Here is a 24,224-nt window from a genome sequence, read left to right as displayed (position 1 = left end):
GTTTCGCCATTCATCCCCTGTTCAAGATGACAGTCGTATGACAGTTGAGCGAAAGATTTATGAAATTGGAGAAGTTTTTGGCCAGTATCGATTCCGCCGCGAGAGGTTCTCAGGTCTATGTCGAAAGGCCGAGCTTTTCCGTTAGACATGCAAAAACCCTGGCGGGCGGCCGCAGCGCACTGTTTTCGCTTTTGATCGCGACGGCGATCGTTTTTGCAGTCGAGCTCCTCGTCCGCCAGTCAACTTCCGACACGATCGCCTATTTTATCGATCCGATGCGGCCAGCCTGGACGACGGTTGCTGCGTTCTTCCTCGTCATGCTGACGCTGGACGCGCTTTTCGGACGCGAACACAAGGGCGCGCTTCTCGTAGCGCCGCTCGCCATCGTACCGGCCTTTATCTGCCAGCAGAAGCAGGTCTTCCTGTCCGACCCGCTTTACCCGACCGATTTTCTGTTCGGCCGGCAGATCGTGGAACTGATGCCGGTGCTGGTGAAGGACAGGCCATGGACCGCCGTCGGCGTCGTTCTCGGCATTCTGGCGACCATCATCGTCATCGGGCTGCTGCTGCGCTACGCCTGGCGGAACTTTCCGAAGCTGGCGCGCAAAGAGCGTCTCGCGCGGGTAGCCTTCGCCCTGCCGCTCATCGTCGCCTTCTGGAACATCATGGATTACAACCAGTTCTCTTGGGTCCGCGACCGATTGCGGGTCATCCCGATCATGTGGGACCAGACCGAGAACTACCGGCACAACGGCTTTGTGCTCGCCTTTGCGATCAATTTGCCGATGGCGAATGTGAGCGCCCCGGCCGGTTACATGGCGAATGCCATCGAACGCATTCCCGTAAAGCCGCTTCCCGCCGGAACCACGCATCGGGGCAAGCCGGACGTGATCGTGCTGATGAGCGAATCCTTCTGGGATCCGACGCGCCTGCCTAAGGTCAAGCTGACACCCGACCCGATGCCGACGATCCGCGAATTGCAGGGCGGCAATGTCTTCTCGCCCGAATTCGGCGGCATGACGGCAAATGTCGAGTTCGAAGCGCTGACAGGCTTTTCGAACGCATTCCTGCCCTATGGCAGCATTCCCTATCAGCAATATATTCGCAATCCGATCCCGTCGCTCGCCACCTTCTTCCGTGGCGAGGGCTATGTCTCACGCGCCATCCATCCCTTCCAGGGGTGGTTCTGGAACCGCACCGCCGTCTATAAGGCCTTCGGCTTCGATACGTTCCGCTCGGAGGAGAACTTGCCGCCGATGCAGAAGCGTGGGATTTTCGCCTCGGATGAATCCCTGACGAAGGAGGTCATCCGCCAGGCGGACGCAACGGACGATCCCTTCTTCTTCTTTGCCGTGACGCTGCAGGGCCATGGGCCGTACGAGCCGAATCGCTACGCGAAGAACACGATCAAAGTCGAGGGCGATCTGCCGGAAAGCGACCGCCAGGTTCTCGCCACCTACGCCCAGGGCATCAAGGAAGCCGACGACAGTCTGAGAATGCTCATGGACTGGGCGAAGCAGCGGGACCGCGAGACGATCATCGTTCTCTTCGGCGACCACCTGCCGCCGCTGAACACCGTCTATACCAGCACGGGTTACATGAAGGACGTGACGGCGGAGCGCAAGGGATCGAAAGACCAGATGAAGGCGGAGCACGAAACGCCGCTCGTCGTCTGGTCGAACAAGACCGGTGCGCGCAAGGATATCGGCAGCATCAGCCCGGCCTTTCTCTCCTACGAGATCCTGAAGCAGGCCGGCTACGAGCACCCGTACTACACGGGCTTCCTCGGCAAGGTTCACGACCACTTCCGTGTTCTCGACCGCTATATGCTGATCCGCAAGAACGGCAAGGAGGTCGCAAACTGGCTGCGCCAACCGAAGATCCCGCCGTCCCTGCGCGACTATCGCTTCCTGCAGCACGATATGATGTTCGGCAAGCGCTATAGCACCGAGCGCTTCTTCAAGTCCCACGCCGAACTCTTCAGCGCGGGCTTATGAACGTATGCGGAAGCGACTTGTCGGCCCGGCGCCCCCGCCGGGGCCGATCTTCATTTCGAACTTTGCTCAATAGATTTCCGACTGCGAAACCGATCAGCGCATTCTGATGCGAGCTGTAAGCGAGATGCGGCCGCTGTAGATTCTCGGAATTCTTCGACGGTTTACGGGAGCCCTTGTTTTGCGGAATTGCCGCGCCCTGCTGCCCGGTTGTTGGCCTCTCCAAACACGCGCAATCCATACGCGAGTACCATTTGCTAAAATACCAAATAGACACGGTGTATTAACGGTTTTCGCGCATCGTACAGACGCATGGATGCTCAGAATTAAACTGCAAGTTCAGCGGAAACGGTGTCATGTCTGCTTTCAAGCACCATTCTGCGCGGGTCCTGAGGGCATCGGTCAAGCCGATATTCGTGCCGGCGATTGGCAGCCGTCTATCACCCGCTGGTCGCATCGGCCCCGCAAATTCCCCTAAATTTTGCGTGAACCCAAACGGTGTACTTGCGCGTTTAGCCCAAGGTGAGTTCTTATGTCGATTGCACTGGGGCACGGCGTAAGCGATGCGTTTGGTGCGTGGAGAGATCGGGAGCACGCGCAGCAGATGCAGCGGCTTGCAGGGACGGAAGATGCCGAACGGAAGACTCCACCCGCCTATACGGTGGATGCTCTGTTGCAAAATCCTCGGTTCCTTGAGGTCTTGCAGGCCGGCGCACGTACCCTCATTTCCATCAACGACCTGTTTCCGCGCGTCGCCCGCCTGGTGGCCGCCCACCAGAAATGGATGCTCACGCAAGCCGCCTATGCTTTGCATCTGGAGCGCGACCGAGACAACGCAGACTCCGGCATAACGGCAGCGCGATTGCTGAAAATCATGCGCGAAACGGGCGCTGCCAGCCGGAACACGGCAACGGCCTTCCTTGCGGAACTCATTGCCTACAAACTGCTCCGCCCCGCAAATGGCGGCCGCACCAAGAGGACGCGTCCACTCGAGCCGACGGAGATCAGCGAGAACGCCATGCGCCTCTGGTTCAGGACGCAGATGAGCACGCTCGATCTGTTGGATGGCGGATCGCGGGTGAGACGCGTCGAGGCCGATCCCACCATATTCGAGCGCGCGCAGCCTCGTGTCGCAAAACGGCTGCTCTCGGACGCAAGATGGACACAGCCTTCAGAAGGCGTTGCGATCTTCGTCTGGTCGGAATCTGGCGGGGTGATCCTCGACGACCTGATGGCGCGCGCCCCAAGTCTCCTCGCCGTTAACGGCAAGGTCTGGATAGACGTCAGCCTTGCAAGACTTGCGGAGCGCTACCTGATCTCGAATACGCATATTCGCCGCCTGTTCGCGCGCGCCGAGGCCGCCGGCTTGATCGGCAAGGGAGACGATGGAGCGCGTGGCCGCTACTGGTTGAGCAGCCGGCTTGTCGAGGAATACGCTGCGTGGGAAGCCGTCAAGTTCGAAGCTCTGGCGGACGCTTTCGATCAATCCGTCGTGGCGGTCCCTGACCCAACAGCGCCGCGCATCTCATGAGACGCACAAAGATCGCTGTAGCACTTTGAACGCTGTAAGTTTTCATCCTCAAATCGGCTAGGCTTCAAGGAAACATGCAGTAGGCGCGCTACCGAGACTCGGCGAAGCGCGGCAGGTCGTCGCCGATGTCATAGAAGTCGCCCTTGTCGGCGCAGAAGATGTGATAGCCGGGCTCCAGCCCTGTCGGCCCGTCAAATGTCCCCGCCAGGATCGAGGTATAGTCGAGTCCGTCCGCCTTCCAGAACAGCGCCGAGCCGCAATGCCGGCAGAAGCCGCGCCGAGCTGCGCTGCTCGATCGGTACCAGGTAATCTCGTCGGCGCCTTGGACATCCATCTGGTTGTCGAGCACATTCGTGGCGGCGTAGTAGAGGCCTGTCTGCTTTCGGCATTGGGAACAATGGCAGAAAATCAGTTCCCTCAGCTTTCCCTGCGTTTTGAACCGCACCGCGCCGCAAAGGCAGCCGCCCTCGTGGATGTCCGTCATTCCCCTCTCCCTTCAGCAAAAAGCCGGGCCAGCTTCACAAAGCTGACCCGGCCCTGTCAAATTCAGAAGACGCGCCGATTGTTCAGAAAAATTGAGCCATCGGCGCGGTTGCGATCGCTCAGCCGTTGACCACCATCTTCTTCTCGTCGCGCCCACCCTTCATCCGCTCGGCGAGCAGGAAGGCAAGCTCCAGCGCCTGGTCGGCATTGAGGCGCGGATCGCAATGGGTATGGTAGCGGTCGGCGAGATCGTCACCGGAAAGAGCGCGCGCGCCGCCGGTGCACTCGGTCACGTCGTTACCGGTCATCTCGATGTGGATGCCGCCCGGATGGCTGCCCTCGGCACGGTGGATCTGGAAGAAGCTTTCGACTTCCGAGAGGATCCGCTCGAAAGGCCGGGTCTTGTAGTTGTTGAGCGTGATCGTGTTGCCATGCATCGGGTCGCAGGACCAGACGACCTTCTTGCCTTCGCGCTCGACGGCGCGGATCAGACGCGGCAGGTGCTCAGCGACCTTGTCGTGACCGAAGCGGCAGATCAGCGTCAGGCGGCCGGCCTCGTTGGCCGGGTTCAGCAGGTCGATCAATTCCAGGAGGCCGTCGGCGGTCAGCGACGGACCGCATTTCAGCCCGAGCGGGTTCTTGATGCCGCGGCAATATTCGATATGCGCATGGTCGGGCTGGCGGGTGCGGTCGCCGATCCAGATCATATGGCCGGAGGTGGCGTACCAGTCGCCGGAGGTCGAATCGACGCGTGTCAGCGCCTGCTCGAAGCCAAGCAGCAGCGCCTCGTGGCTGGTGAAGAAATCGGTCTCGCGCAGGCTCGGATGGTTCTCCGAGGTGATGCCGATCGCCTTCATGAAATCCATCGTCTCGGAAATCCGGTCGGCGAGCTTGCGGTAGCGCTCGGCCTGCGGACTGTCCTTGACGAAGCCGAGCATCCATTGATGCACGTTTTCAAGATTGGCGTAACCGCCCATCGCGAAGGCGCGCAACAGGTTGAGCGTTGCGGCGGACTGGCGATAGGCCATGATCTGCCGCTCCGGATTGGGGACGCGCGCCTGCTCGGTGAACTCGATGCCGTTGATGATGTCGCCACGGTAGCTCGGCAGCGTAATATCGCCCTGCTTCTCGACGCCCGAGGAGCGCGGCTTTGCGAACTGCCCGGCGATACGGCCGACTTTGACGACCGGCTGTTGCGCCCCGAAGGTCAGCACCACCGCCATCTGCAGGAAAGCGCGGAAGAAGTCGCGGATGGTGTCGGCGCCATGCTCGGCGAAACTCTCGGCGCAGTCACCGCCCTGCAACAGGAAACCGCGGCCCTCGGCCACGTTGGCAAGCGCACTCTTCAGACGCCGAGCCTCACCGGCAAAGACGAGCGGCGGAAACTTCGCGAGACGGCCTTCAACAGCCTCAAGCGCTGAGAGGTCCGGATAGTCCGGCACCTGCTGAATGGGTTTTTGCCGCCAGCTGTTCGGAGTCCAAGTCTGTGCCATTTCCATCACCTGTTGTCTGACGCAGCCAGGGCCGCGTCGCGGATGCGGGCTTATAAACGTTAACAAGGAGCTTGGAAAGTCATTCTACCAGAAAACATGGGTTGCTTTCGAGCCAAACGGAACCGCGGTTCAGGCAACCCGCTCGCCCTTCCTCACACGGTAGCTCGGCTGATACATGGTCACCAACTCCTCCGCCGCCGTCGGGTGCACGGCCATGGTGCGGTCGAAGTCGTCCTTGGTGCATCCTGCCTTCAGCGAGATCCCGAGCAGTTGCGCCATTTCGCCGGCGTCGTGGCCGAGGATATGGGCGCCCACGACCTTGCGGTCCGCGGCATTGACGAGGAGCTTCATGATCATCTTTTCCTTGCGCCCCGAAAGTGTCGCCTTCATCGGGCGGAATTCGGCACGGTAGACTTCGAACTCGTCATATTTCCGCGCGGCCTCCTCCTCGCTCATTCCCACCGTACCGATCTCCGGCTGCGAGAAGACTGCCGTGGCGATCAGGTCATGATCCGGCGAAGTGGGATTGTTCTTGTATTCCGTCTCGATGAAGCACATCGCCTCATGGATCGCCACGGGCGTCAGTTGCACGCGGTCCGTGACGTCGCCGAGCGCATAGATTCCCGGTGCGCTGGTGCGTGAGAAAGCGTCGACGATGATGGCGCCGCGCTCGTCGATCTTGACGCCGGCATTCTCGAGCCCGAGGCCCTTCGTGTTCGGCACGCGGCCGAGAGCGAGCATCACCTGATCGACGGCGATTTCGCCATGCTTCATGGTCCTTGCAATCCGCTGGCCATCGGCGCCAGCCGATATCGACTGGATGATATCCTCGCAGAGGATGCGGATGCCCTTCTCTTCCATCGCCGCATGCAGGCCGCGTCTCAGATCCTGGTCGAAGCGAGAGAGAATCTCCTTGCCGCGATAAATCAGCGTCGTTTCGACGCCGAGGCCGTGGAAGATGTTGGCGAATTCGACGGCAATATAGCCGCCGCCGGCGATCAGGATCGATTTCGGAAGCTCCGGCAGGTCGAAGGCTTCATTCGAGGTGATGCAGAGTTCGTGTCCCGGCAGCGCGTCATGCGGGCTGGGATGGCCGCCCACTGCGATCAGGATGCGCTCCGCAGTGACCGTGTTGCCGCTCGCGAGCAGTCGCACCGCATTGGTTCCGGCGAGTTCGGCGCGCGTGTTCAGGATCTCCGCACCGGCACTTGCAAGCCCCTTGCGATAAAGGCCCTCGAGCCGGGAGATCTCCTGTTCCTTGGCCGCGACGAGCTTCTTCCAGTCGAAGCGGCTTTCGCCGACGCTCCAACCGAAGCCGGCGGCATCCTCGAAATGCTCGGAATATTGGGAGGCATAGACATAGAGCTTCTTCGGCACGCAGCCGCGGATCACGCAGGTGCCGCCGTAGCGAAATTCCTCGGCGATCGCCACCTTCTTGCCGAGCGCTGCCGCCAGCCTTCCGCTTCTGACGCCAGCCGAGCCGCCGCCGATCACGAAGAGATCATAGTCGAAAGCGCTCATGGAGAACTCCTGGAAAGCAATGGAATACCGATAGGAAGGCCGTTGGTCGGAACGTCAGGCTCGCGATGAAACGACGAGCCGGAGTCGCCTTTCGCCCCTGATATAGTATTGCGATGCAGAAAAGGAAAAGCCCGGATCGCTCCGGGCCTCGTAAATGGACGAGCCAAGGCTCGCCGCAAGCTTACTGCTGGGCGGGTGCCTGCGTGCCGGCATCTGCGGCAGGGGTGCTGCCGATCTTCTCGTCGAGCGACTTGGTGGCATCGTTGGCGAGGTCGCGCGAAACGCCGGCTGCCCAGATGTCGGCCGCCTTCAAGAGTTCGCGCGAGGCGATCGGACCGTCGTTCAGCAGCTTCTTGCCGGCCCCCGAGCTATAGAAAGCCGTGATGGCGTTGAGTTCCTCGACCGAAAAGGTCTTGGCATAGATCGTCGCTGCCTCGCGTTCCAGATCCGAGCGGCGTGCCGCCAAACCAAGCGCCTTCTCGTCAACGGTCGCCGAAATCAGTTCCTGGTGGTTCGGTGAAGCCTGAATGAGCGAGTTCTTCAGCCGTTCGGCAAGATTCGGCAGAATGTTGTCGAAGCTGTTGGTGACGCCGAGCGCTGCAATGGTGGCGCGAGCCGCCTTGATCTGATCTTCCGTCACGTCCTGCGCCATTACGGCCGGCACGGACGCCGAAAGAAGAACGGCTGCGGTTGCGAATGCGCGGGCAAAACCTGTGATTTTGTTCATTTTTATCAATGCTCCTGTGTTAGCACATGTCGCCCGGCCAATTGCCGCCGCCTGGCATTCATGTGCGGAATTTCACTTTTGCGCCATGGGCGCGGCGCGAGGTCAGATCGGCTTGGCCTCAGCCTGCCGTGAGCGTGCGCGCCCCCTCCGGACCGGCGATGATCGCCAGCGACGCCATCCCGATGAAGAGCCCATGCTCGACGACTCCCGGAATCGCATTCAACTCGGCCGCAAGCGCCTCTGCATCAGGAATACGGCCAAAAGATGCATCCAGAATGAGGTGCCCGCCATCGGTCGTGAAGGGTCCGTCGCCCGAGGCGCGCAGCGCGATGTCGCCAGTCAAGCCAAGACGCGCGGCAACTTTCTCGATTGCCAGCCGCGTTGTTGTCTGACCGAACGAGTTCACCTCGATCGGCAGCTTGAAGGCACCAAGAACGTCGACGACCTTCGATTCATCGGCAATGACGATCATCCGTTCCGAGGCGCTCGCGACGATCTTTTCGCGCAGCAGCGCTCCGCCACCGCCTTTGATCAGGCACAGTTTTCCGTCGAGCTCATCGGCACCGTCGATGGTCAGATCAAGCTCGGGCAATTCGTCGAGCGATTTCAGCGGCACGCCGAGTTCGAGGCAAAGCCGCGCCGTCCGCTCGGAGGTCGGCACACCTTGGATCTGATAGCCGGAGGCGACTTTCTCGGCCAGCAGCCGGACGAATTCCTCGGCCGTCGAGCCGGTGCCAATACCCAGCCGCATTCCACTTTCGACATAATCAAGCGCCGCCTGCGCGGCCTTGATCTTCATCTGGCGGGCGTCCATGCGCCACTCGCTCCCCTTCATGACCCGGCCGGCGAGCGGCCATCGGCCATCTCCCGTCCAATTTCCGCTGAGACACTTACACGCCCATCGCCGCAAACAAAAGCCAAAATGCGTGGGCTTGCGCCGGATTTCGGCAGCGCTACCGACCTAGGTCGCCATTGCATTCTCCGTGGACTTCGCCTACCCGAACGGATAGGCTTTTATAGAACGAGGTTCCCGTGTCTCCGCCCCTTGTCGTCTTCGATCTCGACGGTACTCTCGTCGACACCGCCCCGGACCTCGTCGCCAGCCTCAACCACGCGGTCACGCAAGCAGGTATCGAACCGGTTACTTACGCCGATCTCACCCATCTCGTCGGCCATGGCGCCCGCGCTATGATCGAGCGGACTTTCGCAATGCGCGGCAAAGCGCTCAGCGAGGAGGAACTGACCTGGCAGATGAGGGAGTTCGTGGACTTCTATCATGGCTCGATGCCGGGCGAATCGCTGCCTTATCCGGGGCTGATAGCGGCGCTCGACCGCCTGCAGGACGCAGGCCTCAAGCTTGCCGTCTGCACCAACAAGCCGGAGATGCTGGCGAAGCGTCTGCTCGACGGGCTCGGCCTGATGGACCGCTTTGCCGCCGTTTCCGGCGGTGACACCTTCTCCGTCCGCAAGCCTCACGCCGAACACCTCCTCTCGACGGTGGCCAATGCCGGCGGCGTCGCGGAACGCGCGGTGATGGTCGGCGACAGCCTCAACGATATCCTCGTCGCCCGCAATGCATTGGTTCCATCGATCGCCGTGCCATTCGGCTACTCCGATGTGCCGATTGAAAGCCTTTCGCCCGACCGGATCATCAAGCACTTCGACGAACTCACCCCAGAACTCGTCAGAACGCTTCTCGGCCGCGACAAGAAATGAAGCGTCGGTTTAGGGGGCGGAGTTCAAAGGTGCCGAACCTCGGCCGGCCTCGCTCCCCAATTGTCGTTCAGTCCGTCATAATAGGTCACCGGCGCCGCGATTAGCTCATTGATGTCAACGGCGTGGAGACAAGCAACATTGATGTTGTAATAGGGACTCCCGGTCATGTTGGGCATGTCGATCCGTTCGAAAGGATGGATTCCGCAACGCTTGCAGAAAAGATGGTGCGCGACCGGATTCCTCCCCTGAAAGTCAGTTAGTTCCTCCTCGCCGGCAATAAGGCGAAAAGCCTTCGGCCTGGCACGGGCCGACCAAAGGCGCATCTTCGTGCAGATTGAACAATTGCACTTGCCGGTGCCGGCACTGATATCCAGATCGGCCTCGAAGCGGATAGCGCCGCAATGGCAGCTGCCCGAATAGGTTCTCAGCATCGAATGGTCCCATCGCATGGCTTTAATGCGCGAAGGCCCCGCGCTTGGCAGGGCCTCCCTATTTTCGTTGGCATGATGCACATGGCAGCCGTCAGCCCTCGGCCTGCTGCCGAACCTTCCGCGTCGCTTCAAAGGCCCGATTCATGTACATGTCCCGGTCATAGACGTCGTTGAAATACTCGACCTTGCCATCCTTGTTCGGCCATGCGGTGAAGTAGGAAACATAGACCGGCACTTTCTGAGGCACCGGCAAAGCCCTGTTGTGCCCCTGGGCAATCTCTCTGCCGACATCGTCCATGCTGATGCCGAGGACGGCCGCGGCCATGCGGCGCGGGTCGGCAAGACGGACGCATCCGTGGCTGAGCGCGCGCTGGTCGCGCTTGAAGAAGCTCTTCGACGGCGTGTCATGCATGTAGATCGCATGGGAGTTCGGGAAGAGGATCTTCAGCTCGCCAAGCGCGTTGTCGCTGCTCGGAGGCTGGCGCACGGCGACCGAATTCGTCGATCCGTACCAGTCGACGGCGTAGGACGGAACGACCCGGCCGCCGACCTCGACCTGATAACCCATACGGTCGAGATAGCTCGGATCGCTGCGCAGCTTCGGCAGCATTTCGTTGACGATGATCGACTGCGGCACGCCCCAATAGGGATTGACCTCGACGGTCTGGATCTCGTCCTGGAAGAAATAGGTCTGGTTCGCCTTCGACCCGACCACGACCCGCATGGAGAACTGCTCCGCGCCATGGTCGGTATAGTAGGCCATGAAAGCGGGCTGGTTGATGAAGACGTAGCGACTGCCAAGATCTTTTGGCAGCCAGCGGGCCTGCTCCATCGCGATCTCGATCTTGTTGATCTTGCTGGAGGTCGTGTCGCCGCCAGTCAGCACGCGGATCGAGGCCTGGCCGACGACACCGTCCGCTTTCAGCCCTTGCTCCTTCTGAAAAGCTTCGACGAGCGAAACCAATTCGGGCGTGTATTCGGGCGTCCCCTGATAACCAGCCAGCACGACCGCGTGCTCGGCCTTCAGCGCCTCGGAGGCCTTCTGCTTGATCCCGGAAACGATATTGGCAAGTTCCGGATTGTTGTCGCCTGGCTTCAACAGCGTTCCCGGCGCGATCTCGACGCGCGGAGCGGCGACCGTTTCGGCTCTAAGCCTTTCGAGCTCCTGCTTCAACACCAGGAATTGCGGGCTTTTCGGAGTCTGCTCTTCGATCAGGGCTGCGACGTCGGCACTCGTTGCGGCTTTATCGAGAAAGGAGACGAGATCGACGCTCTTACGCTTGAAGTCGTGATAGCCGGATATCTTGTTCGGGTCGATGCGGCCTCGCACCGTGTCCTGAACATAGGTGAGGACCGCGGCGGACATGGCGATCTCGAAACGCACCAGATCCTTTTCCCGCGTCACTGTGTCAGCGCGATCGAAGTTATCGGCCGGAACGGCGATGGCATAATCCTGCGGATCGAGCCCGATCCTTGCCGCGTCGGCAAGCACCGTGAGAGCGGATCGGGCCCGCGCATTCAGGCCATTGCCGTCGATCCAGACGAAATCGGTTCGGCCGGCATAAAAGGCTTCAACCGCCTTCGCTACATCGGCCGGTGCGCGCACCTCGACTTGCGGCAGAAATTGGCGGGCATCAGCAAGCGGAATCCGAAGCATGGGCGGAAGGCCGTAGTTCTGCACCGAGCCCGTGACGACAGGATCGAGCAACCGATCGGTCGCAATCTTGCGCATCTGTTCGGGCTTGTAGGTGTAATAGCGGGGACTGGAAACCCGCGGCGGCTTTGCCGCGCTCCTGTCTTCGAGGCGCTGCGGCGCCATCATGCCGTAACCCGGCTGACCTGGATAAGCCTGTTCAGGCGCGGTGCGCTTTCTGCCGCCGCGGATGAAGTCCATCAGCGTAATCGCCGAGGCAGGCCGCACATCCATGGTTGCAATCGCACAGCTGCCCATGAGCGCGACAATCGCTACCGTTCTGATAGTTTTCATAAGAATAAACGTCCCCGTATCGCGTTGCCGCCGAATTCGGCCGCTGCCAGATTCTCGCCCGCCCTCGTGCCCGAAGACTTATAGAAAAGGATGGTGAATGAAAAGGAAACGACCAGCGCTCGATGTTGATCAACTGCCCTGAAACCTCTCGCCCGCGTGTCGCGCGCAGATTCGCAAGCCTCTGATTTGCATCTACTTTGCACCAATCGCTTCCGCTTCGGCGTTCCCTGCGGCACTGGGAGTGCCAAAAAGGAAGGCGCCGCCTGTGACAGAATCGCCACAAGAATGCGCGTGAGGCGACGGCGTTGTGCAATGCTTCCATTCGCTGGCCGCAATTGCCGCATCGCAGCAGTATTCAAACGATTGTAGCTCGCTGCAGGTCCCCTGCAGCCCTTTACAAGCCGGCATGGTCGGGGCAGAGAGATGCCCGGCACCGGGGAGGACAACCGGCGGACAACCGGCATCTTCGCCTCGGCTTGATGAAGCGCATCACGAAGGCAGGTATCACGATGACATCGACGCGCACGGAAACAGATACGTTCGGCCCCATCGAAGTGGCGAACGACCGCTACTGGGGTGCCCAGGCCCAACGCTCGCTCGGCAATTTCAAGATCGGCTGGGAAAGACAGCCGCTGGCGATCGTCCGGGCGCTCGGCATCGTCAAGCAGGCGGCAGCCCGCGCCAACGTGGCGCTCGAGCGCCTCGATCCGAAGATTGGCGACGCCATCGTCAAGGCGGCCCAGGAGGTGATCGACGGCAAGCTCAACGATCATTTCCCGCTCGTCGTCTGGCAGACCGGCTCCGGCACTCAGTCGAACATGAATGCCAACGAGGTCATTTCCAACCGGGCGATCGAATTGCTCGGCGGCGTCATGGGGTCGAAGAAACCCGTGCACCCGAACGACCACGTCAATATGAGTCAATCGTCGAACGACACTTACCCGACGGCCATGCACATCGCCTGCGCCGAGCGGGTGATCCATGATCTGCTGCCCGCGCTCAAGCATCTGCACAAGGCGCTTGAAGAGAAGGTCAAGGCTTTCGACCACATCATCAAGATCGGCCGCACCCATACCCAGGATGCGACGCCGCTGACCCTCGGCCAGGAATTCTCCGGCTATGCGGCACAGGTCGCCTCGTCGATCAAGCGCATCGAGATGACGCTGCCCGGCCTTTGCGAGCTCGCCCAGGGCGGCACCGCCGTCGGCACCGGCCTCAATGCCCCGATCGGATTCGCCGAGAAGGTGGCGGCGGAAATCGCCGCGATCACCGGCATCGCCTTCACTTCGGCGCCGAACAAGTTCGAGGCACTCGCCGCGCACGATTCGATGGTGTTCAGCCATGGCGCCATCAATGCGACGGCCGCCGCCCTCTTCAAGATCGCCAACGATATCCGTTTCCTCGGCTCGGGTCCCCGCTCCGGCCTCGGCGAACTCGCGTTGCCGGAGAACGAACCGGGCTCCTCGATCATGCCGGGCAAGGTCAATCCGACCCAGTGCGAGGCGCTGACGCAGGTCTGCGCCCAGGTCTTCGGCAATCACGCCTCGCTCACCTTCGCCGGCAGCCAGGGCCATTTCGAGCTGAATGTCTACAATCCGCTGATGGCCTACAACTTCCTGCAGTCGGTCCAGCTTCTCGCCGATGCGGCGATTTCCTTCACCGACAATTGCGTCGTCGGCATCGAGGCGCGCGAAGACAACATCAAGGCGGCGCTCGACCGATCGCTGATGCTCGTCACCGCGCTGGCGCCGAAGATTGGCTACGACAATGCCGCCAAGATCGCCAAGACTGCGCACAAGAACGGCACGACCCTGCGGGACGAGGCTGTCGGCGGCGGCTACGTGACGAATGAGGAGTTCGACGCGATCGTCCGCCCGGAAACGATGATCAGCCCCGCCTGATAGCTCACCGGCCGCGGTTGCCCGCCGGCGCCGCGGCCAACCTCACGCAAGTTTAATTCGAATTGCATGGATGCGCCCAAACAGTCGTTAAGACTCCACAAAACTTTTGTCCCTAAAAAATAGCAGACATTTAAGAAAATAATTTTAAGGGCTTGGCATATGCAGACGGCAACCTCGAACAAGACGCCGACTCCCGATATCGCTGCGCAGATTACCCATGCAATGCGTATGATGGGCGTCGCGCCGATACCGCGCAATTACGAGCTTTACTACGAGGCCTATCTGGGCTCGAACCCGCAACTGTCGAAAGAACTTGCGGCGCTCGGCAGCCGCGCCACACAGGACGAGCTCGACGCCATCGGATCGCGCTATTTCAGCCATATCCACCATTCGCGCGGGATCGAGCGTGCCCATAGCACGCTGGCGGAAAAGCTGACCGAACTGGTCACTCTCCTGCGGGACGAACAATACGCACTCGAGAGCTACAACAGGGTTCTCGACGAGGCTTACCTCAACATCACCAACAAGAGTGCCGCGAGCGCCGACATCCTCCGCCACGCGATCGACATTTTGAGCGAAGCGACCGCCGATACGATGAACCAGGGCAAGGAGCGTGTTCAGACGGTCGTTCAGAAATCCTTCGAGATGGAAGCGATTCGCCAGGAGCTCGATGAGTACAAGCGCATTGCCAATACCGATTCACTGACGCGGCTCGGCAATCGGCGTGCCTTCGACGAGACCCTCGCCGCGGTCTACAACAATGAGCAATTGCGCAACTACACGGGTCTGCTCGTCGTCGACATCGACCATTTCAAGAAGGTCAATGACAGCTTCGGCCACCCGGTCGGGGACAAGATCCTCTCCACCGTCGGCACCGTCATTCGCGCCAATCTCCGGCGCGACGCCTTCGTCGCCCGCACCGGCGGCGAGGAGTTTGCCGTCATCCTGAACGACAGCACGCAGGAGGAATGCCTGCAGGTCGCCGACCGCATCCGCAGCGTTCTGTCAAACACGCCGTTCAAGAACTCCAAGACTGGCGCCAACTACGGCCCGATCACCCTCTCGGTCGGCGTCTGCATGGCAACGGCGGCGGACGATCCACTCGATCTCTACCACAAGGCCGATATAGCGCTCTACGCGGCCAAGAATTCCGGTCGCAACAGGACGGTCCTCTTCGAGGACGGCATGCGTAAGGATTCCGGACGGAACTGGTTGATCTATCGCCGCTAAGCAGCGCCGCGTATCTATGGGCACCAGGTTCATCGTCCACGACGAGCGGTTGCTACCACATCGTCTTCGCCGCGCGACCCGGCCATTCCCCGTCGTAGGTGTCCTTGTCGAAATCGGCCTTGGCCGCCTTCAGGAGGGTCCCGGGGGTCGGCAGCGACGTCGGTTCGACGAAGCGTTCCGAGTTCCAGAGCTGCGAGCGCAGCAAAGCCCTGGCGCACTGAAAATACACTTCGTTGATCGTGACGACGACAACCGTGCGGGGATGCTTGCCGTCGACCTCGAAGGAGCCGATCAAGGCGGGATCGACACTGACGACCGCTGTCCCGTTGATGCGCATCGTGGTGTTCGAGCCGGGAACGAGGAATAGCAGCGCCACCCGCGGATCACGGACGATATTGATAAGCGAGTCGATGCGGTTGTTGCCCCGCCAATCGGGCATCAACACGGTCTTGTCGTCGGCGATCCGTACGACCGATAGGTCGTCGCCGCGCGGTGAACAGTCCAGCCCTTCCGGGCCGACGGTCGCCATTGCCGCGAAGGGCGAGGCCTCGATCATCTGCCGGTATTCGGCCGTGAGCGCATTTGTGACCTTGACGATCGATGTCTCGCCCGCTTCACCGTAGAGCGCCTTCAATTCCTCAACCGTCCTGATGATCGTCATTTCTCCCTCCGACCCGGCGATCCGCGCCTACGCCAGCAGCCCTATGCTGTGCGCTCGTTTGGGGGAATAGCATGACGCCCCGATGACGGCATCATGCGATCTTTCTGAGATGAGCCTCTTGTTCATCTTCGCCGAGGAAAGCGACGATCCTCTCGATGACCGGAGGCGCGGAAACGATGCGACGGTGGCCCAGGCCATTCGCCCAATGCAGTTCCACATTCGGCCCGATCGCACCATAGCGGCGCGCGTGATCGGCGGAGACCTCCTTGTCGTCTTCGGCATGGACGACAAGGACCGGCTTTCTCAAGGCACTCAGAACGCGTACCGCGTCAAAGCCCTCCACGCGGCGGCCCGACAAGCGCTCGACCATGCCTTCGAAAGCCGCCTGAGCGACCGGCGCAAGGCCCATGATCTTGCCGAAGCCCTTGAAGAGCCAGGCCATTTCGCTCGGCGCGCCAATCAACACCAGCTTGGCCGGCATGCGCGCGGGCGCGTCGCAAAGCACGCCTCCCGCCGCACAGGCGAGGCTGGCACCGCCGAAGGAATGGCCAATGCCGACATCGAAACCATCGAAGTGACGCCAGGCGGCATCGATCGCCCTCACCGCCTGCGGCATGGTGAGGGACCGACCCGGCGAGGCGCCATGCCCCGGCCAATCGAGCGCGACCACCTCGGCGCCCGCCGCCAACAAGCCATCGATAAGCACGGCCAGATAATCGCTGCGCGATCCCCAGCCATGTGCGAGCAGCACGCGCGGTCCCCTTCCGCTCCCACGGCGCTCGAAATGACGGGCAAAAACCCAACCGCCCGCGAAAGAGAGCGTCACTTTTCGCGATTGCTCCATCAGCGGCGCCGCTGCTTTCAGCAGTGCCCGTTCCTTGCCGTTCTTCGGCTTCCGGTTGGGGGTAAGGCAGAATATCCGAAACGCCAATTCGCCGGCGGCAGCGGGAGAGATCGCCGAAACGGCCTGCAGCGAGAGACGGATGACCTGGGTCGCAAAGGATGCCATAGTGAAACGAGCCTTAAAAGTTCAAGCATGAACATAATTGTACAACGATGAACAAAAAGCAAGTGACTGCCGAACATCACCACTTCCCCTGGGATCACCCGCGCTTTCGAAGCTGGATTGCCGTCGGGCGTGCCTGCCAACTGATGCAGCAGACATTGACGCGCCGGCTGGCCCATCTCGACGTCAAGCCGCCGCATCTCGATATCCTGATCAACCTTTACCGCTTCGACGGCATCACGCAGCAGGAGCTCGCCCGCAAGCTGCTCGTCGGCCGCTCCAACATGAGCATGCTGCTACCGCAGCTCGAGCGGCGCGGCCTCATCGAACGCCGCGGTGACGCAAGGGACAAACGTGTGCTGCGGTTATCGCTGACGCCGGCCGGACAGACCCTGACCGAGGAGGCGATGGAGATTCAGACTGCGATCATCGAAAGCTCGCTTGGCGGTGCTCCGATCGAGGATTGCATGAAGATCGCGGAATCGATGGAGCGGGTGATCGCCACCCTGCTCAAAGAGGATTACGAGCTTTCCTGATGTCGATGGAGTGATCAGCGCGGCTTCTCGGACCTGTCGCGGGACATGCCCTTTTCGGCGAGCTCCCGCTCATAGGCCCCGAAAAGCTCGTCGCCCTTCTCGCCGAGTTCGCGCAGATAGGTCCAGGTGTAAATACCGGTATCGTGGAAATCGTCAAAACCGATGCGGACCGCATAGTTGCCCGTCGGCTGTACAGAAATGATCTGCACATTGCGCTTGCCCGGCACGGTCACCCGTTGGCCTGGTCCGTGGCCCTGCACTTCCGCCGACGGGGAAAGCACCCGCAACATTTCCGCCGAGAGATCGAAGGAGGCGCCGTCGTCGAAGCTCACGGTCAGCCGGTTGCGATCCTTCGAGACACGCAGTTCGGTCGGCCAGAATTCACTCATCGTCATCGCTCCGTTTCTACTGCATGTTTCCTTAACTCGTAGCCGATTTAGGATAAAAACATGCAGCAATTCAAAGTGCCACAGCGACCTTTGTGCGTCTGAAAAGACGCACGGCGCTGTGGGTCACCGCTGAGTAAAGCATAATTGAACCGGCGAAAATCTCCCGGAGGTGTCTTTCCCGATATTTGAAACAGTTTGCGACAGTATGCGCCTTGACGCGACCTCTTTTGGTCACGACATTGAGCGCGCAGGGAGAAAAGACTTGAACACGGCCGCCATAGACCAGACCAACGCACGACCGCTCGACAAGATGACTGCACCGATGATCGACCCCTTTGGCCGCATGGTCACCTATTTGCGCGTGTCGGTTACCGATCGTTGCGATTTCCGCTGCACCTATTGCATGGCGGAGCACATGACCTTTCTGCCGAAGAAGGATCTACTGACGCTCGAAGAGCTGCAGCGGCTCTGTTCCGCCTTCATCGCCAAGGGAGTGCGCAAGCTGAGGCTCACCGGCGGCGAGCCGCTGGTGCGTAAGAACATCATGTTCCTCGTGCGCGAACTCGGCAAGGAGATCGAAGCGGGCCGGCTCGACGAGCTCACCTTGACGACAAATGGCTCGCAGCTCTCGAAGTTCGCCGCCGAACTGGCCGACTGCGGCGTGCGCCGGATCAACGTGTCGCTCGATACGCGCGATCCGGACAAGTTCCGCGAGATCACCCGCTGGGGCGAACTGGCGAAGGTCATCGAAGGGATCGATGCGGCACAGGCGGCCGGCCTCAAGGTCAAGATCAACGCGGTGGCGCTCAAGGGCTTCAACGATGCGGAAATTCCCGACCTGATGCGCTGGGCGCATGGCCGCGGCATGGACCTGACGCTGATCGAAACCATGCCGATGGGCGAGGTCGACGAGGATCGTACCGATCGCTACCTGCCACTCTCGGAGATGCGCGAGCGGCTCGAGACGCAGTTCACGCTCAGGGATATCCCCTACCGTACCGGCGGCCCGGCTCGTTACGTCGAAGTGTCGGAAACCGGCGGCCGGCTCGGCCTCATCACACCGATGACCCACAATTTCTGTGAGAGTTGCAATCGCGTCCGTCTCACCTGTACCGGCACACTCTATATGTGCCTCGGCCAGAATGACGCCGCCGACTTGCGCGCCGCGCTCCGCACCACGGATGACGACGCCTATCTCTCTCAGGTGATCGACGAAGCGATAGGCCGCAAGCCGAAGGGCCATGATTTCATCATCGACCGCGAGCACAACCGCCCGGCCGTGGCCCGCCACATGAGCGTAACCGGCGGCTGACGTTTCGTCCCTGTGAAAAGAGAACCCCCGCTGTGCGACACAGCGGCGGTTCTCTTTTGCACGATTCGTTTTTAGGCCGCGTAGCCCGAGCCGTAGCGCGGCTGGCCATAATCCGGGGACGCCCCGCCGGTGCCGGTCTTGAACCGCTCGATCTTCTCGTTCAGCACCTCCACTTGCCGGCGCAGGCCGTGGATTTCCGCGGTGTTCTCCTCGACCATGGCGGCGTTCTGCTGGGTGATCAGTTCGACCTCGTGAACGGCAGAATTGACCTCGTTGAGGCCCGTATACTGTTCGGCGGCAGCCGCTTCGATATTGGCGACAAGCTGGTGAATGGTTGCGATATGATCGTTGATGACCGACAGGGCATCGCCGGTCTCCTGTACCAGCGCGACGCCGCTTCGCACCTGGGCGGAGCTTGCCGAGATCAGCCCCTTGATCTCCCGCGCCGCTCCGGCGCAGCGCTGCGCCAGTTCACGGACTTCCTGTGCGACCACCGCGAAGCCGCGGCCCGCCTCGCCGGCCCGCGCCGCCTCGACGCCGGCGTTCAGCGCCAGGAGGTTGGTCTGGAAGGCGATCTCGTCGATCACGCCGATGATCGTGCCGATCTTCTCCGACGAGCGATTGATCTCCGCCATCGCATCGATCGCCTTGGCGACGACCTGACCGGAATGCTGCGCGTAGGAGTTCGTCTCGTCGACCGAAATTGTTGTCTTGCGGGCACTTTCGGCGGTCGTCCGGACGATTTCGGTAAGCTGCCGCAGCGCGCGTGAGCTCTCCTCCAGCGCCGCCGCCTGTTGCTCGGTGCGGCGCGCCAGATCATCGGCCGATGCCGAGAGATTGCCGGTGCCACCGGTGATCTCCTCGGTGACGAGGCGGACATCCATCAGCGTGGCGCGCAGAGCGTCGACGGCATTGTTGTAGGTCCGCGCCATCATCACATAGTCGGCCGGCAGATCCTCCGCCATGCCCTCTTCGAGGTTGCCGGCGGCAAGCTGGGCAAGGACGTCCGACAGCGCATTGAGGGCCTGCATCTGCTCGGCTTCGATTCGGGCGCGCTCCTCGGACCGGCGCGCCTCCTCCTCGGCCGACAAGGTACGGGCAGCCTGGGCTTCGCGCTCCAGCCGCACGTTTTCCACGGCATTGTCGCGGAAGACGGCGACGGAACGCACCATGTCGCCGATCTCGTCGCCGCGATTGCGCCCTTCTATCGCCACCTCCAGGTCGCCATTGGCGAGACGCGTCATGGTTTCGGTCACCCGCTTCAGCGGGCCGCGCAGCGTTTCGACGAGCATCAGCCCCCCGATGATCGCAAGCAAAGTGCCGGCGACCATCGCGATGATCGAGACCGTCGCCGAGCGCTGGCTGTCCTGCTTGCCCGCTTCCTGGGCGCTACTGACGAAGCTCTCCAGCGTGCCGCTCGCTGCGGCGACAAGGCTCGACGCCTCGGCCTTGGCGGTCTGCCAGCGGGCGCCGACATCGATCAGCGCGCCGGTGCCTTTGTCGATATTGTCTAGCGACGGTCCGAGCTTGGCCGGCAGGTCGCGCAGCGCGGCGTTCTTGGCGCCGAGTTCGGACAGCTTGCCGGCCGTTTCGCGGACAGTGTTGATGTCGGCGACGATCGGCTCGCGGCTCGCCACGTCGAGGCGACGATGCAACTCGCTGATATGCAGTCGGGTGCTGGCCAGCCCCTTGAACGTGTCGTCCATCAAGGCGATCAGCGTCTTCAACGTCGAAATTTCTCCGTCCATGCCGACGAAGCGCTTGGCGGCGGTATCGGAATTCTTCGCCGCCTCCTTGGCGAAGTCGGCCTCGTACTTCGAGAACTTGCTGAGGATCGGCACAAGCGCGTTCTTCTTGGCCTCGCTGTCCTGCGCGGCCGCCAGGATCGCCTGAATCTTCTGGGCCTGCTCCTTGATCTCGCCGATCGGCTTCTTGACCTTGTCGGAGGCAATCCTCTCCGACTCGCCGATCTGCTTCATCAGGTGCGGCAGCAGCTTGTTTGCCTGTTCGATCTTCGCATCGGGATTGACGGCCATCGTCACCGGCAGGCGGAACTTCTTGATGCGCTCGGCGAGGCCCTGATAGGCGGCCGCATCGAAGAGCAGGGCCTTGGCGAAGGCTTCCTTCTCGCCCGATTCATTGCGGAGGATGTCGATCTGCTTATAGGCGCCATTGCCGTTCTTGGTCATCTCGGCGAGCGCCGTTTCCAGCGATTTCGTCACCGTCTCCCGTTCGACCTGGACTGTCCAAAGCTTGTCGGCCTGGCCCCGCATCTCTTCGCCGAGGGCGACGACGGAAGCGATCTGCGCCCGGTCCTCCTCACGCGTCAGCAGAGACTCCAGGCCTTTCACGCCCTCTTCCTGCTCGTCGATCATCTTGGCAAGCAGGCCGCGGCTGTCCTCGCCGGGATTGTCCAGGAAGTCCTGCAACGCGCTGCGCAGCGCCTGGAAATCCGACAGGTTGTTGATGGTTTCGCGCGTCACGGTCATGTGGCCGTTGAGCGTACGGGCCGTAAAGAATCCGACAAGGCCAATCCCGGCGATCAAGGCCACCAGCGGAACGACGAAAAGAAGGACTTTCGTAACGATGCGCAGGCGCTGCAGAAGACGATCGATGACAGACATCGCGAACCCCGATTTTTGTTATGGAGGGACATGTCCGCGCGGCTGGTATGCTTGACGGTGGCTCGCCTTCGGACGTTACGCCGTTGCAAAGCTCCGGACTGGCGCATCGAGGCGACAGCACAAGCATTAACGACTGCCGGCGGAAGCACCTCCCTGGCTTCGGCTGGCAATTCAGGATCGACGGCAGAGTATTTCCGAGCCGTCGCCCGCCGATCGCGTCATGCGATTGGACTGCGGAATCATCGGCACGATAGGCAGCGAAACTTAAGAATCCGCGAATGGACATCATTCTTGCGGGAGGCGGGTAGCCACAATGTAGCATTGCCCGCATCGCAGCGCTTCCGATGCAAACACGTGCTTGAGTTTACGCGCGTTGGAGGCCAAAGCTTTATCAGTGGGCGGCAGCCGATGGATTCGCCCATTCCCACCCGGAAACGCGCCCCAGCCGAAGGTCATCAGGAATGCATTCCTCAGCCAATATCCGCGGCATCGTCTTCATGACGCTTGCCATGGCCGGTTTCTCCTGCAACGACGCGCTCGTCAAATCCGTCACCGGCGCCATGAATACCGGGCAGATCATGTTCATCCGCGGCCTGATGACGACGCTGATGATCCTTGTGATCGCATACCGCTTCGGTGCCCTGCGCCCTGTTCGCACCGTCTTCAGGCCGGTCATCATGCTGCGCATCGCCATGGAGGCGCTCGCCTCGCTGACCTACATTTCCGCACTCGGCCAAATACCGCTCGCCAATGCCTCGGCAATCATGCAGGCCTTGCCGCTGGCCGTCACGCTCGGCGCAGCGCTCTTTCTGGGCGAGCCTGTCGGCTGGCGGCGCTGGACGGCGATCGTGATCGGCTTCCTCGGTGTCCTGATCGTGCTTCGGCCAGGGCCGGAAGGCTTCACGCCGGCCGCGCTGACCGTCGTCGCCTGCGTCTTCTTCACGGCAACACGCGACCTCTGCACCCGCCGCATCGGCAGTGACGTGCCATCGCTGTTCATTACCGTCACGACCGCATTGGTAACGACGCTGGTGGGAGGCGCGCTCATCGTCCCGTTCGGCGGCTGGCAACCGGTGTCAGTGACGTCCTTCACCCATCTCGCCGGCGCCAGCGTGCTCCTCATGCTCGGCTACCAGACCATCGTGCTTGCCATGCGCGACGGCGACATTTCGGTGGTCGCGCCCTTCCGTTACACAGGCCTTCTCTGGGCGATCACCATCGGCATCATTTTCTTCTCGGAGGCACCGGACCGCTGGATGCTGACCGGCGTTGCCATTATCGTCGGCTCAGGCCTTTACACCTTCTATCGCGAGAGCCTGCGCGGCCGGCAGCCCGTCGCGCAGCGATCTCTCGCCGGCCCCCTCGAATAGAGGAGCGCAAGAATGGCCGAGCACGCTGCCGATTCGAACCTCCTTCCGCCCGCAGTCATCCTCGCCGGCGGGCGCTCGTCGCGTATGGGTAGACCAAAGGCCGCCGTCGTGCTCGGCGGACAAACCATGCTTGCCCGGGTCGTCGAGCGTCTGTCGCCACAAGCCGCGAGCATCGCCGTCAACCTCAACTCCGACCCGGGCATTGCTCTGCCGAGCGGGCACCCGGTCATTGCGGACACGATGTCCGGCTTGCCCGGCCCCCTCGCCGGCGTTCTGGCCGCCCTGCAGCACGCCAGGAAGGTCGCGCCGGAGGCGAGCCACGTTCTGACGGTGCCGATCGACACGCCGTTTTTTCCGGCCACGCTCACAGCCCGGCTACAGGGCGCGCTGATCGTCGGCGACGAGATTGCCGTCGCTTGGTCCCTCGGCGAGATGCATCCGCTCTTCGCCCTTTGGCCGCTTTCGATCGCCGACGATCTCGACGTCTGGATCCGCACGGATGAGAAACGCCGTGTACGCGCCTTCATTGCACGCCATCCATCGGTCGCGGTAGACTTTCCGACGGTGACGACGAAGGCGGGGCTGCTCGACCCGTTCCTCAACATCAACACCCCGCAGCAGCTTGAAGAAGCTGAAGAATGGCTAAACCGCCTTGAGGATTCCGCATGATAACCGCACCCAAGATATTCGGTATCGCCGGCTGGAAGAACTCAGGCAAGACCGGTCTAATGGTCCGACTCGTCAGCGAAATGACCCGACGCGGCTATGTGGTGTCGACCGTCAAGCATGCCCATCACGACTTCGACATCGACAAGGTCGGTGCCGACAGCTACCGCCACCGCGAGGCCGGTGCTCATGAGGTGACGATCGTCTCCTCGACGCGCTTTGCGATCATGCATGAATTGCGCGGCGCACCAGAGCCGAGCTTCGAAAATATCCTGGCGCGGCTCGCACCCTGCGATCTCGTGCTGATCGAGGGCTACAAGCGCGAACCGATTCCCAAGATCGAGGCCCGCCGGCTCGAATCGGCCAATCGCGAACCGCTCGCGCCCAGCGATCCGCATATCGTCGCGATCGCTGCCGACCATCCTGTTACCGGCACCGATCTTTCCGTCTTCGATCTGGACGACACGGGAACGATTGCCGATTTCGTCGAGAAGACGGTCGGCTTGCGGCGCTGAGCATCGGACTTCGCTCACTGCTTGCTCGAACGGTCCAAACGCTGCCGCGCCGCGGGTAGCTGTTTCGCCGCCCTTTGCAGCCACTCAGCCGCATCCGTGGCGCCACAATAAAAATCGGGGCTGGTTACCCA

Annotated in this window: 21 protein-coding genes; 10 read left to right on the top strand and 11 right to left on the bottom strand. The window is 61.5% G+C overall.

Annotated features, from left to right (window positions below; genetic code table 11):
- Window positions 1–77 precede the first annotated feature (77 nt).
- Together CO676_RS09675 and CO676_RS09670 are read left to right on the top strand one after the other, a co-directional pair.
- A complete protein-coding gene (locus CO676_RS09675; protein ID WP_014764795.1) occupies window positions 78–1,997 on the top strand; it encodes an LTA synthase family protein in 1,920 nt (639 codons plus the stop codon).
- A gap of 601 nt (window positions 1,998–2,598) precedes the next feature.
- The gene (locus tag CO676_RS09670) at window positions 2,599–3,525 is read left to right on the top strand and encodes a hypothetical protein (protein ID WP_041414453.1); all 927 of its coding nucleotides are present in this window, start codon (window positions 2,599–2,601) and stop codon (window positions 3,523–3,525) included.
- A gap of 88 nt (window positions 3,526–3,613) precedes the next feature.
- On the opposite strand, the gene CO676_RS09665 is transcribed toward CO676_RS09670, so the two are convergent.
- From CO676_RS09665 to rpiA, 5 genes are all read right to left on the bottom strand, one after another.
- Window positions 3,614–4,009, bottom strand: coding sequence for a GFA family protein (locus tag CO676_RS09665; protein WP_014764797.1), 396 nt, complete (start codon window positions 4,007–4,009; stop codon window positions 3,614–3,616).
- 118 nt (window positions 4,010–4,127) lie between these two features.
- Window positions 4,128–5,501 (bottom strand): 3-deoxy-7-phosphoheptulonate synthase class II, encoded by a 1,374-nt coding sequence (locus CO676_RS09660; protein WP_014764798.1) that lies wholly within the window; start codon window positions 5,499–5,501, stop codon window positions 4,128–4,130.
- Window positions 5,502–5,630: 129 nt separating this feature from the next.
- The gene (gene gor, locus CO676_RS09655; RefSeq protein WP_014764799.1) at window positions 5,631–7,022 is read right to left on the bottom strand and encodes a glutathione-disulfide reductase; all 1,392 of its coding nucleotides are present in this window, start codon (window positions 7,020–7,022) and stop codon (window positions 5,631–5,633) included.
- Window positions 7,023–7,203: 181 nt separating this feature from the next.
- Window positions 7,204–7,749, bottom strand: a complete 546-nt coding sequence (locus CO676_RS09650; RefSeq protein WP_014764800.1) for a DUF2059 domain-containing protein — start codon at window positions 7,747–7,749, stop codon at window positions 7,204–7,206.
- Between the two features lie 118 nt (window positions 7,750–7,867).
- On the bottom strand, window positions 7,868–8,563 hold the full coding sequence (gene rpiA, locus CO676_RS09645) for a ribose-5-phosphate isomerase RpiA (protein ID WP_097520825.1): 696 nt from the start codon (window positions 8,561–8,563) through the stop codon (window positions 7,868–7,870).
- Between the two features lie 218 nt (window positions 8,564–8,781).
- Here rpiA and CO676_RS09640 point away from each other — a divergent pair, with 218 nt between their 5' ends.
- On the top strand, window positions 8,782–9,465 hold the full coding sequence (locus tag CO676_RS09640) for an HAD family hydrolase (protein WP_014764802.1): 684 nt from the start codon (window positions 8,782–8,784) through the stop codon (window positions 9,463–9,465).
- Between the two features lie 23 nt (window positions 9,466–9,488).
- Here CO676_RS09640 and CO676_RS09635 read toward each other — a convergent pair whose 3' ends face one another.
- Window positions 9,489–9,896, bottom strand: coding sequence for a GFA family protein (locus tag CO676_RS09635; protein WP_097520823.1), 408 nt, complete (start codon window positions 9,894–9,896; stop codon window positions 9,489–9,491).
- A 91-nt stretch (window positions 9,897–9,987) separates the two neighbouring features.
- A complete protein-coding gene (locus CO676_RS09630) occupies window positions 9,988–11,883 on the bottom strand; it encodes a murein L,D-transpeptidase (RefSeq protein WP_097520609.1) in 1,896 nt (631 codons plus the stop codon).
- A gap of 509 nt (window positions 11,884–12,392) precedes the next feature.
- On the opposite strand from CO676_RS09630, the gene fumC reads away from it, so the two are divergent.
- Together fumC and CO676_RS09620 are read left to right on the top strand one after the other, a co-directional pair.
- On the top strand, window positions 12,393–13,784 hold the full coding sequence (gene fumC / locus CO676_RS09625; RefSeq protein ID WP_014764806.1) for a class II fumarate hydratase: 1,392 nt from the start codon (window positions 12,393–12,395) through the stop codon (window positions 13,782–13,784).
- A 159-nt stretch (window positions 13,785–13,943) separates the two neighbouring features.
- The gene (locus CO676_RS09620; RefSeq protein WP_097520607.1) at window positions 13,944–15,014 is read left to right on the top strand and encodes a GGDEF domain-containing protein; all 1,071 of its coding nucleotides are present in this window, start codon (window positions 13,944–13,946) and stop codon (window positions 15,012–15,014) included.
- Between the two features lie 52 nt (window positions 15,015–15,066).
- Here the strand turns inward: CO676_RS09620 and CO676_RS09615 are convergent, their stop codons facing one another.
- Both CO676_RS09615 and CO676_RS09610 read right to left on the bottom strand, forming a co-directional pair.
- Window positions 15,067–15,675 carry a pyridoxamine 5'-phosphate oxidase family protein gene (locus tag CO676_RS09615; protein ID WP_097520605.1) on the bottom strand — a complete coding sequence of 203 codons (609 nt, stop codon included), beginning with the start codon at window positions 15,673–15,675 and terminating at the stop codon, window positions 15,067–15,069.
- A 91-nt stretch (window positions 15,676–15,766) separates the two neighbouring features.
- A complete protein-coding gene (locus CO676_RS09610) occupies window positions 15,767–16,684 on the bottom strand; it encodes an alpha/beta hydrolase (protein ID WP_097520603.1) in 918 nt (305 codons plus the stop codon).
- Between the two features lie 47 nt (window positions 16,685–16,731).
- Between CO676_RS09610 and CO676_RS09605 the strand changes: the two genes are divergently transcribed.
- The gene (locus CO676_RS09605; RefSeq protein ID WP_014764810.1) at window positions 16,732–17,217 is read left to right on the top strand and encodes a MarR family transcriptional regulator; all 486 of its coding nucleotides are present in this window, start codon (window positions 16,732–16,734) and stop codon (window positions 17,215–17,217) included.
- Between the two features lie 14 nt (window positions 17,218–17,231).
- Here the strand turns inward: CO676_RS09605 and CO676_RS09600 are convergent, their stop codons facing one another.
- Complete coding sequence (locus tag CO676_RS09600; RefSeq protein WP_014764811.1) at window positions 17,232–17,606, bottom strand: DUF971 domain-containing protein; 375 nt, start codon at window positions 17,604–17,606, stop codon at window positions 17,232–17,234.
- Window positions 17,607–17,868: 262 nt separating this feature from the next.
- Between CO676_RS09600 and moaA the strand changes: the two genes are divergently transcribed.
- The gene (gene moaA / locus CO676_RS09595; protein ID WP_097520601.1) at window positions 17,869–18,918 is read left to right on the top strand and encodes a GTP 3',8-cyclase MoaA; all 1,050 of its coding nucleotides are present in this window, start codon (window positions 17,869–17,871) and stop codon (window positions 18,916–18,918) included.
- Between the two features lie 71 nt (window positions 18,919–18,989).
- Here moaA and CO676_RS09590 read toward each other — a convergent pair whose 3' ends face one another.
- Complete coding sequence (locus CO676_RS09590; RefSeq protein ID WP_097520599.1) at window positions 18,990–21,542, bottom strand: methyl-accepting chemotaxis protein; 2,553 nt, start codon at window positions 21,540–21,542, stop codon at window positions 18,990–18,992.
- A 461-nt stretch (window positions 21,543–22,003) separates the two neighbouring features.
- On the opposite strand from CO676_RS09590, the gene CO676_RS09585 reads away from it, so the two are divergent.
- From CO676_RS09585 to mobB, 3 genes are read left to right on the top strand one after another with little or no spacing between them, the layout of a single operon-like run.
- Window positions 22,004–22,912 (top strand): DMT family transporter, encoded by a 909-nt coding sequence (locus CO676_RS09585; RefSeq protein WP_097520597.1) that lies wholly within the window; start codon window positions 22,004–22,006, stop codon window positions 22,910–22,912.
- A 12-nt stretch (window positions 22,913–22,924) separates the two neighbouring features.
- Entirely contained in the window at window positions 22,925–23,581 is a 657-nt protein-coding gene (gene mobA / locus CO676_RS09580; protein ID WP_097520595.1) for a molybdenum cofactor guanylyltransferase MobA, read from the top strand.
- Window positions 23,578–24,093, top strand: a complete 516-nt coding sequence (mobB, locus tag CO676_RS09575) for a molybdopterin-guanine dinucleotide biosynthesis protein B (RefSeq protein WP_014764816.1) — start codon at window positions 23,578–23,580, stop codon at window positions 24,091–24,093. The genes mobA and mobB overlap by 4 nt, the downstream gene beginning before the upstream one ends.
- Window positions 24,094–24,224: the final 131 nt, after the last annotated feature.

Origin of the sequence: Sinorhizobium sp. BJ1 (assembly GCF_002531555.1) — a bacterium.
Classification (GTDB): domain Bacteria; phylum Pseudomonadota; class Alphaproteobacteria; order Rhizobiales; family Rhizobiaceae; genus Sinorhizobium; species Sinorhizobium fredii_B.
Note: the sequence above shows the minus strand (reverse complement) of the source record. Positions and strands in the feature narration are given on the sequence as shown.

Coding starts and splice junctions, on each gene's coding strand:
- CO676_RS09665 (WP_014764797.1), bottom strand. CDS start 4,009: ATGACGGACATCCACGAGGGCGGCTGCCTTTGCGGCGCGGTGCGGTTC.
- CO676_RS09620 (WP_097520607.1), top strand. CDS start 13,944: ATGCAGACGGCAACCTCGAACAAGACGCCGACTCCCGATATCGCTGCG.
- CO676_RS09585 (WP_097520597.1), top strand. CDS start 22,004: ATGCATTCCTCAGCCAATATCCGCGGCATCGTCTTCATGACGCTTGCC.
- CO676_RS09610 (WP_097520603.1), bottom strand. CDS start 16,684: ATGGCATCCTTTGCGACCCAGGTCATCCGTCTCTCGCTGCAGGCCGTT.
- CO676_RS09660 (WP_014764798.1), bottom strand. CDS start 5,501: ATGGCACAGACTTGGACTCCGAACAGCTGGCGGCAAAAACCCATTCAG.
- gor (WP_014764799.1), bottom strand. CDS start 7,022: ATGAGCGCTTTCGACTATGATCTCTTCGTGATCGGCGGCGGCTCGGCT.
- mobB (WP_014764816.1), top strand. CDS start 23,578: ATGATAACCGCACCCAAGATATTCGGTATCGCCGGCTGGAAGAACTCA.
- CO676_RS09600 (WP_014764811.1), bottom strand. CDS start 17,606: ATGAGTGAATTCTGGCCGACCGAACTGCGTGTCTCGAAGGATCGCAAC.
- CO676_RS09630 (WP_097520609.1), bottom strand. CDS start 11,883: ATGAAAACTATCAGAACGGTAGCGATTGTCGCGCTCATGGGCAGCTGT.
- CO676_RS09590 (WP_097520599.1), bottom strand. CDS start 21,542: ATGTCTGTCATCGATCGTCTTCTGCAGCGCCTGCGCATCGTTACGAAA.
- rpiA (WP_097520825.1), bottom strand. CDS start 8,563: ATGGACGCCCGCCAGATGAAGATCAAGGCCGCGCAGGCGGCGCTTGAT.
- mobA (WP_097520595.1), top strand. CDS start 22,925: ATGGCCGAGCACGCTGCCGATTCGAACCTCCTTCCGCCCGCAGTCATC.
- CO676_RS09670 (WP_041414453.1), top strand. CDS start 2,599: ATGCAGCGGCTTGCAGGGACGGAAGATGCCGAACGGAAGACTCCACCC.
- CO676_RS09635 (WP_097520823.1), bottom strand. CDS start 9,896: ATGCTGAGAACCTATTCGGGCAGCTGCCATTGCGGCGCTATCCGCTTC.
- CO676_RS09650 (WP_014764800.1), bottom strand. CDS start 7,749: ATGAACAAAATCACAGGTTTTGCCCGCGCATTCGCAACCGCAGCCGTT.
- fumC (WP_014764806.1), top strand. CDS start 12,393: ATGACATCGACGCGCACGGAAACAGATACGTTCGGCCCCATCGAAGTG.
- CO676_RS09615 (WP_097520605.1), bottom strand. CDS start 15,675: ATGACGATCATCAGGACGGTTGAGGAATTGAAGGCGCTCTACGGTGAA.
- CO676_RS09605 (WP_014764810.1), top strand. CDS start 16,732: ATGAACAAAAAGCAAGTGACTGCCGAACATCACCACTTCCCCTGGGAT.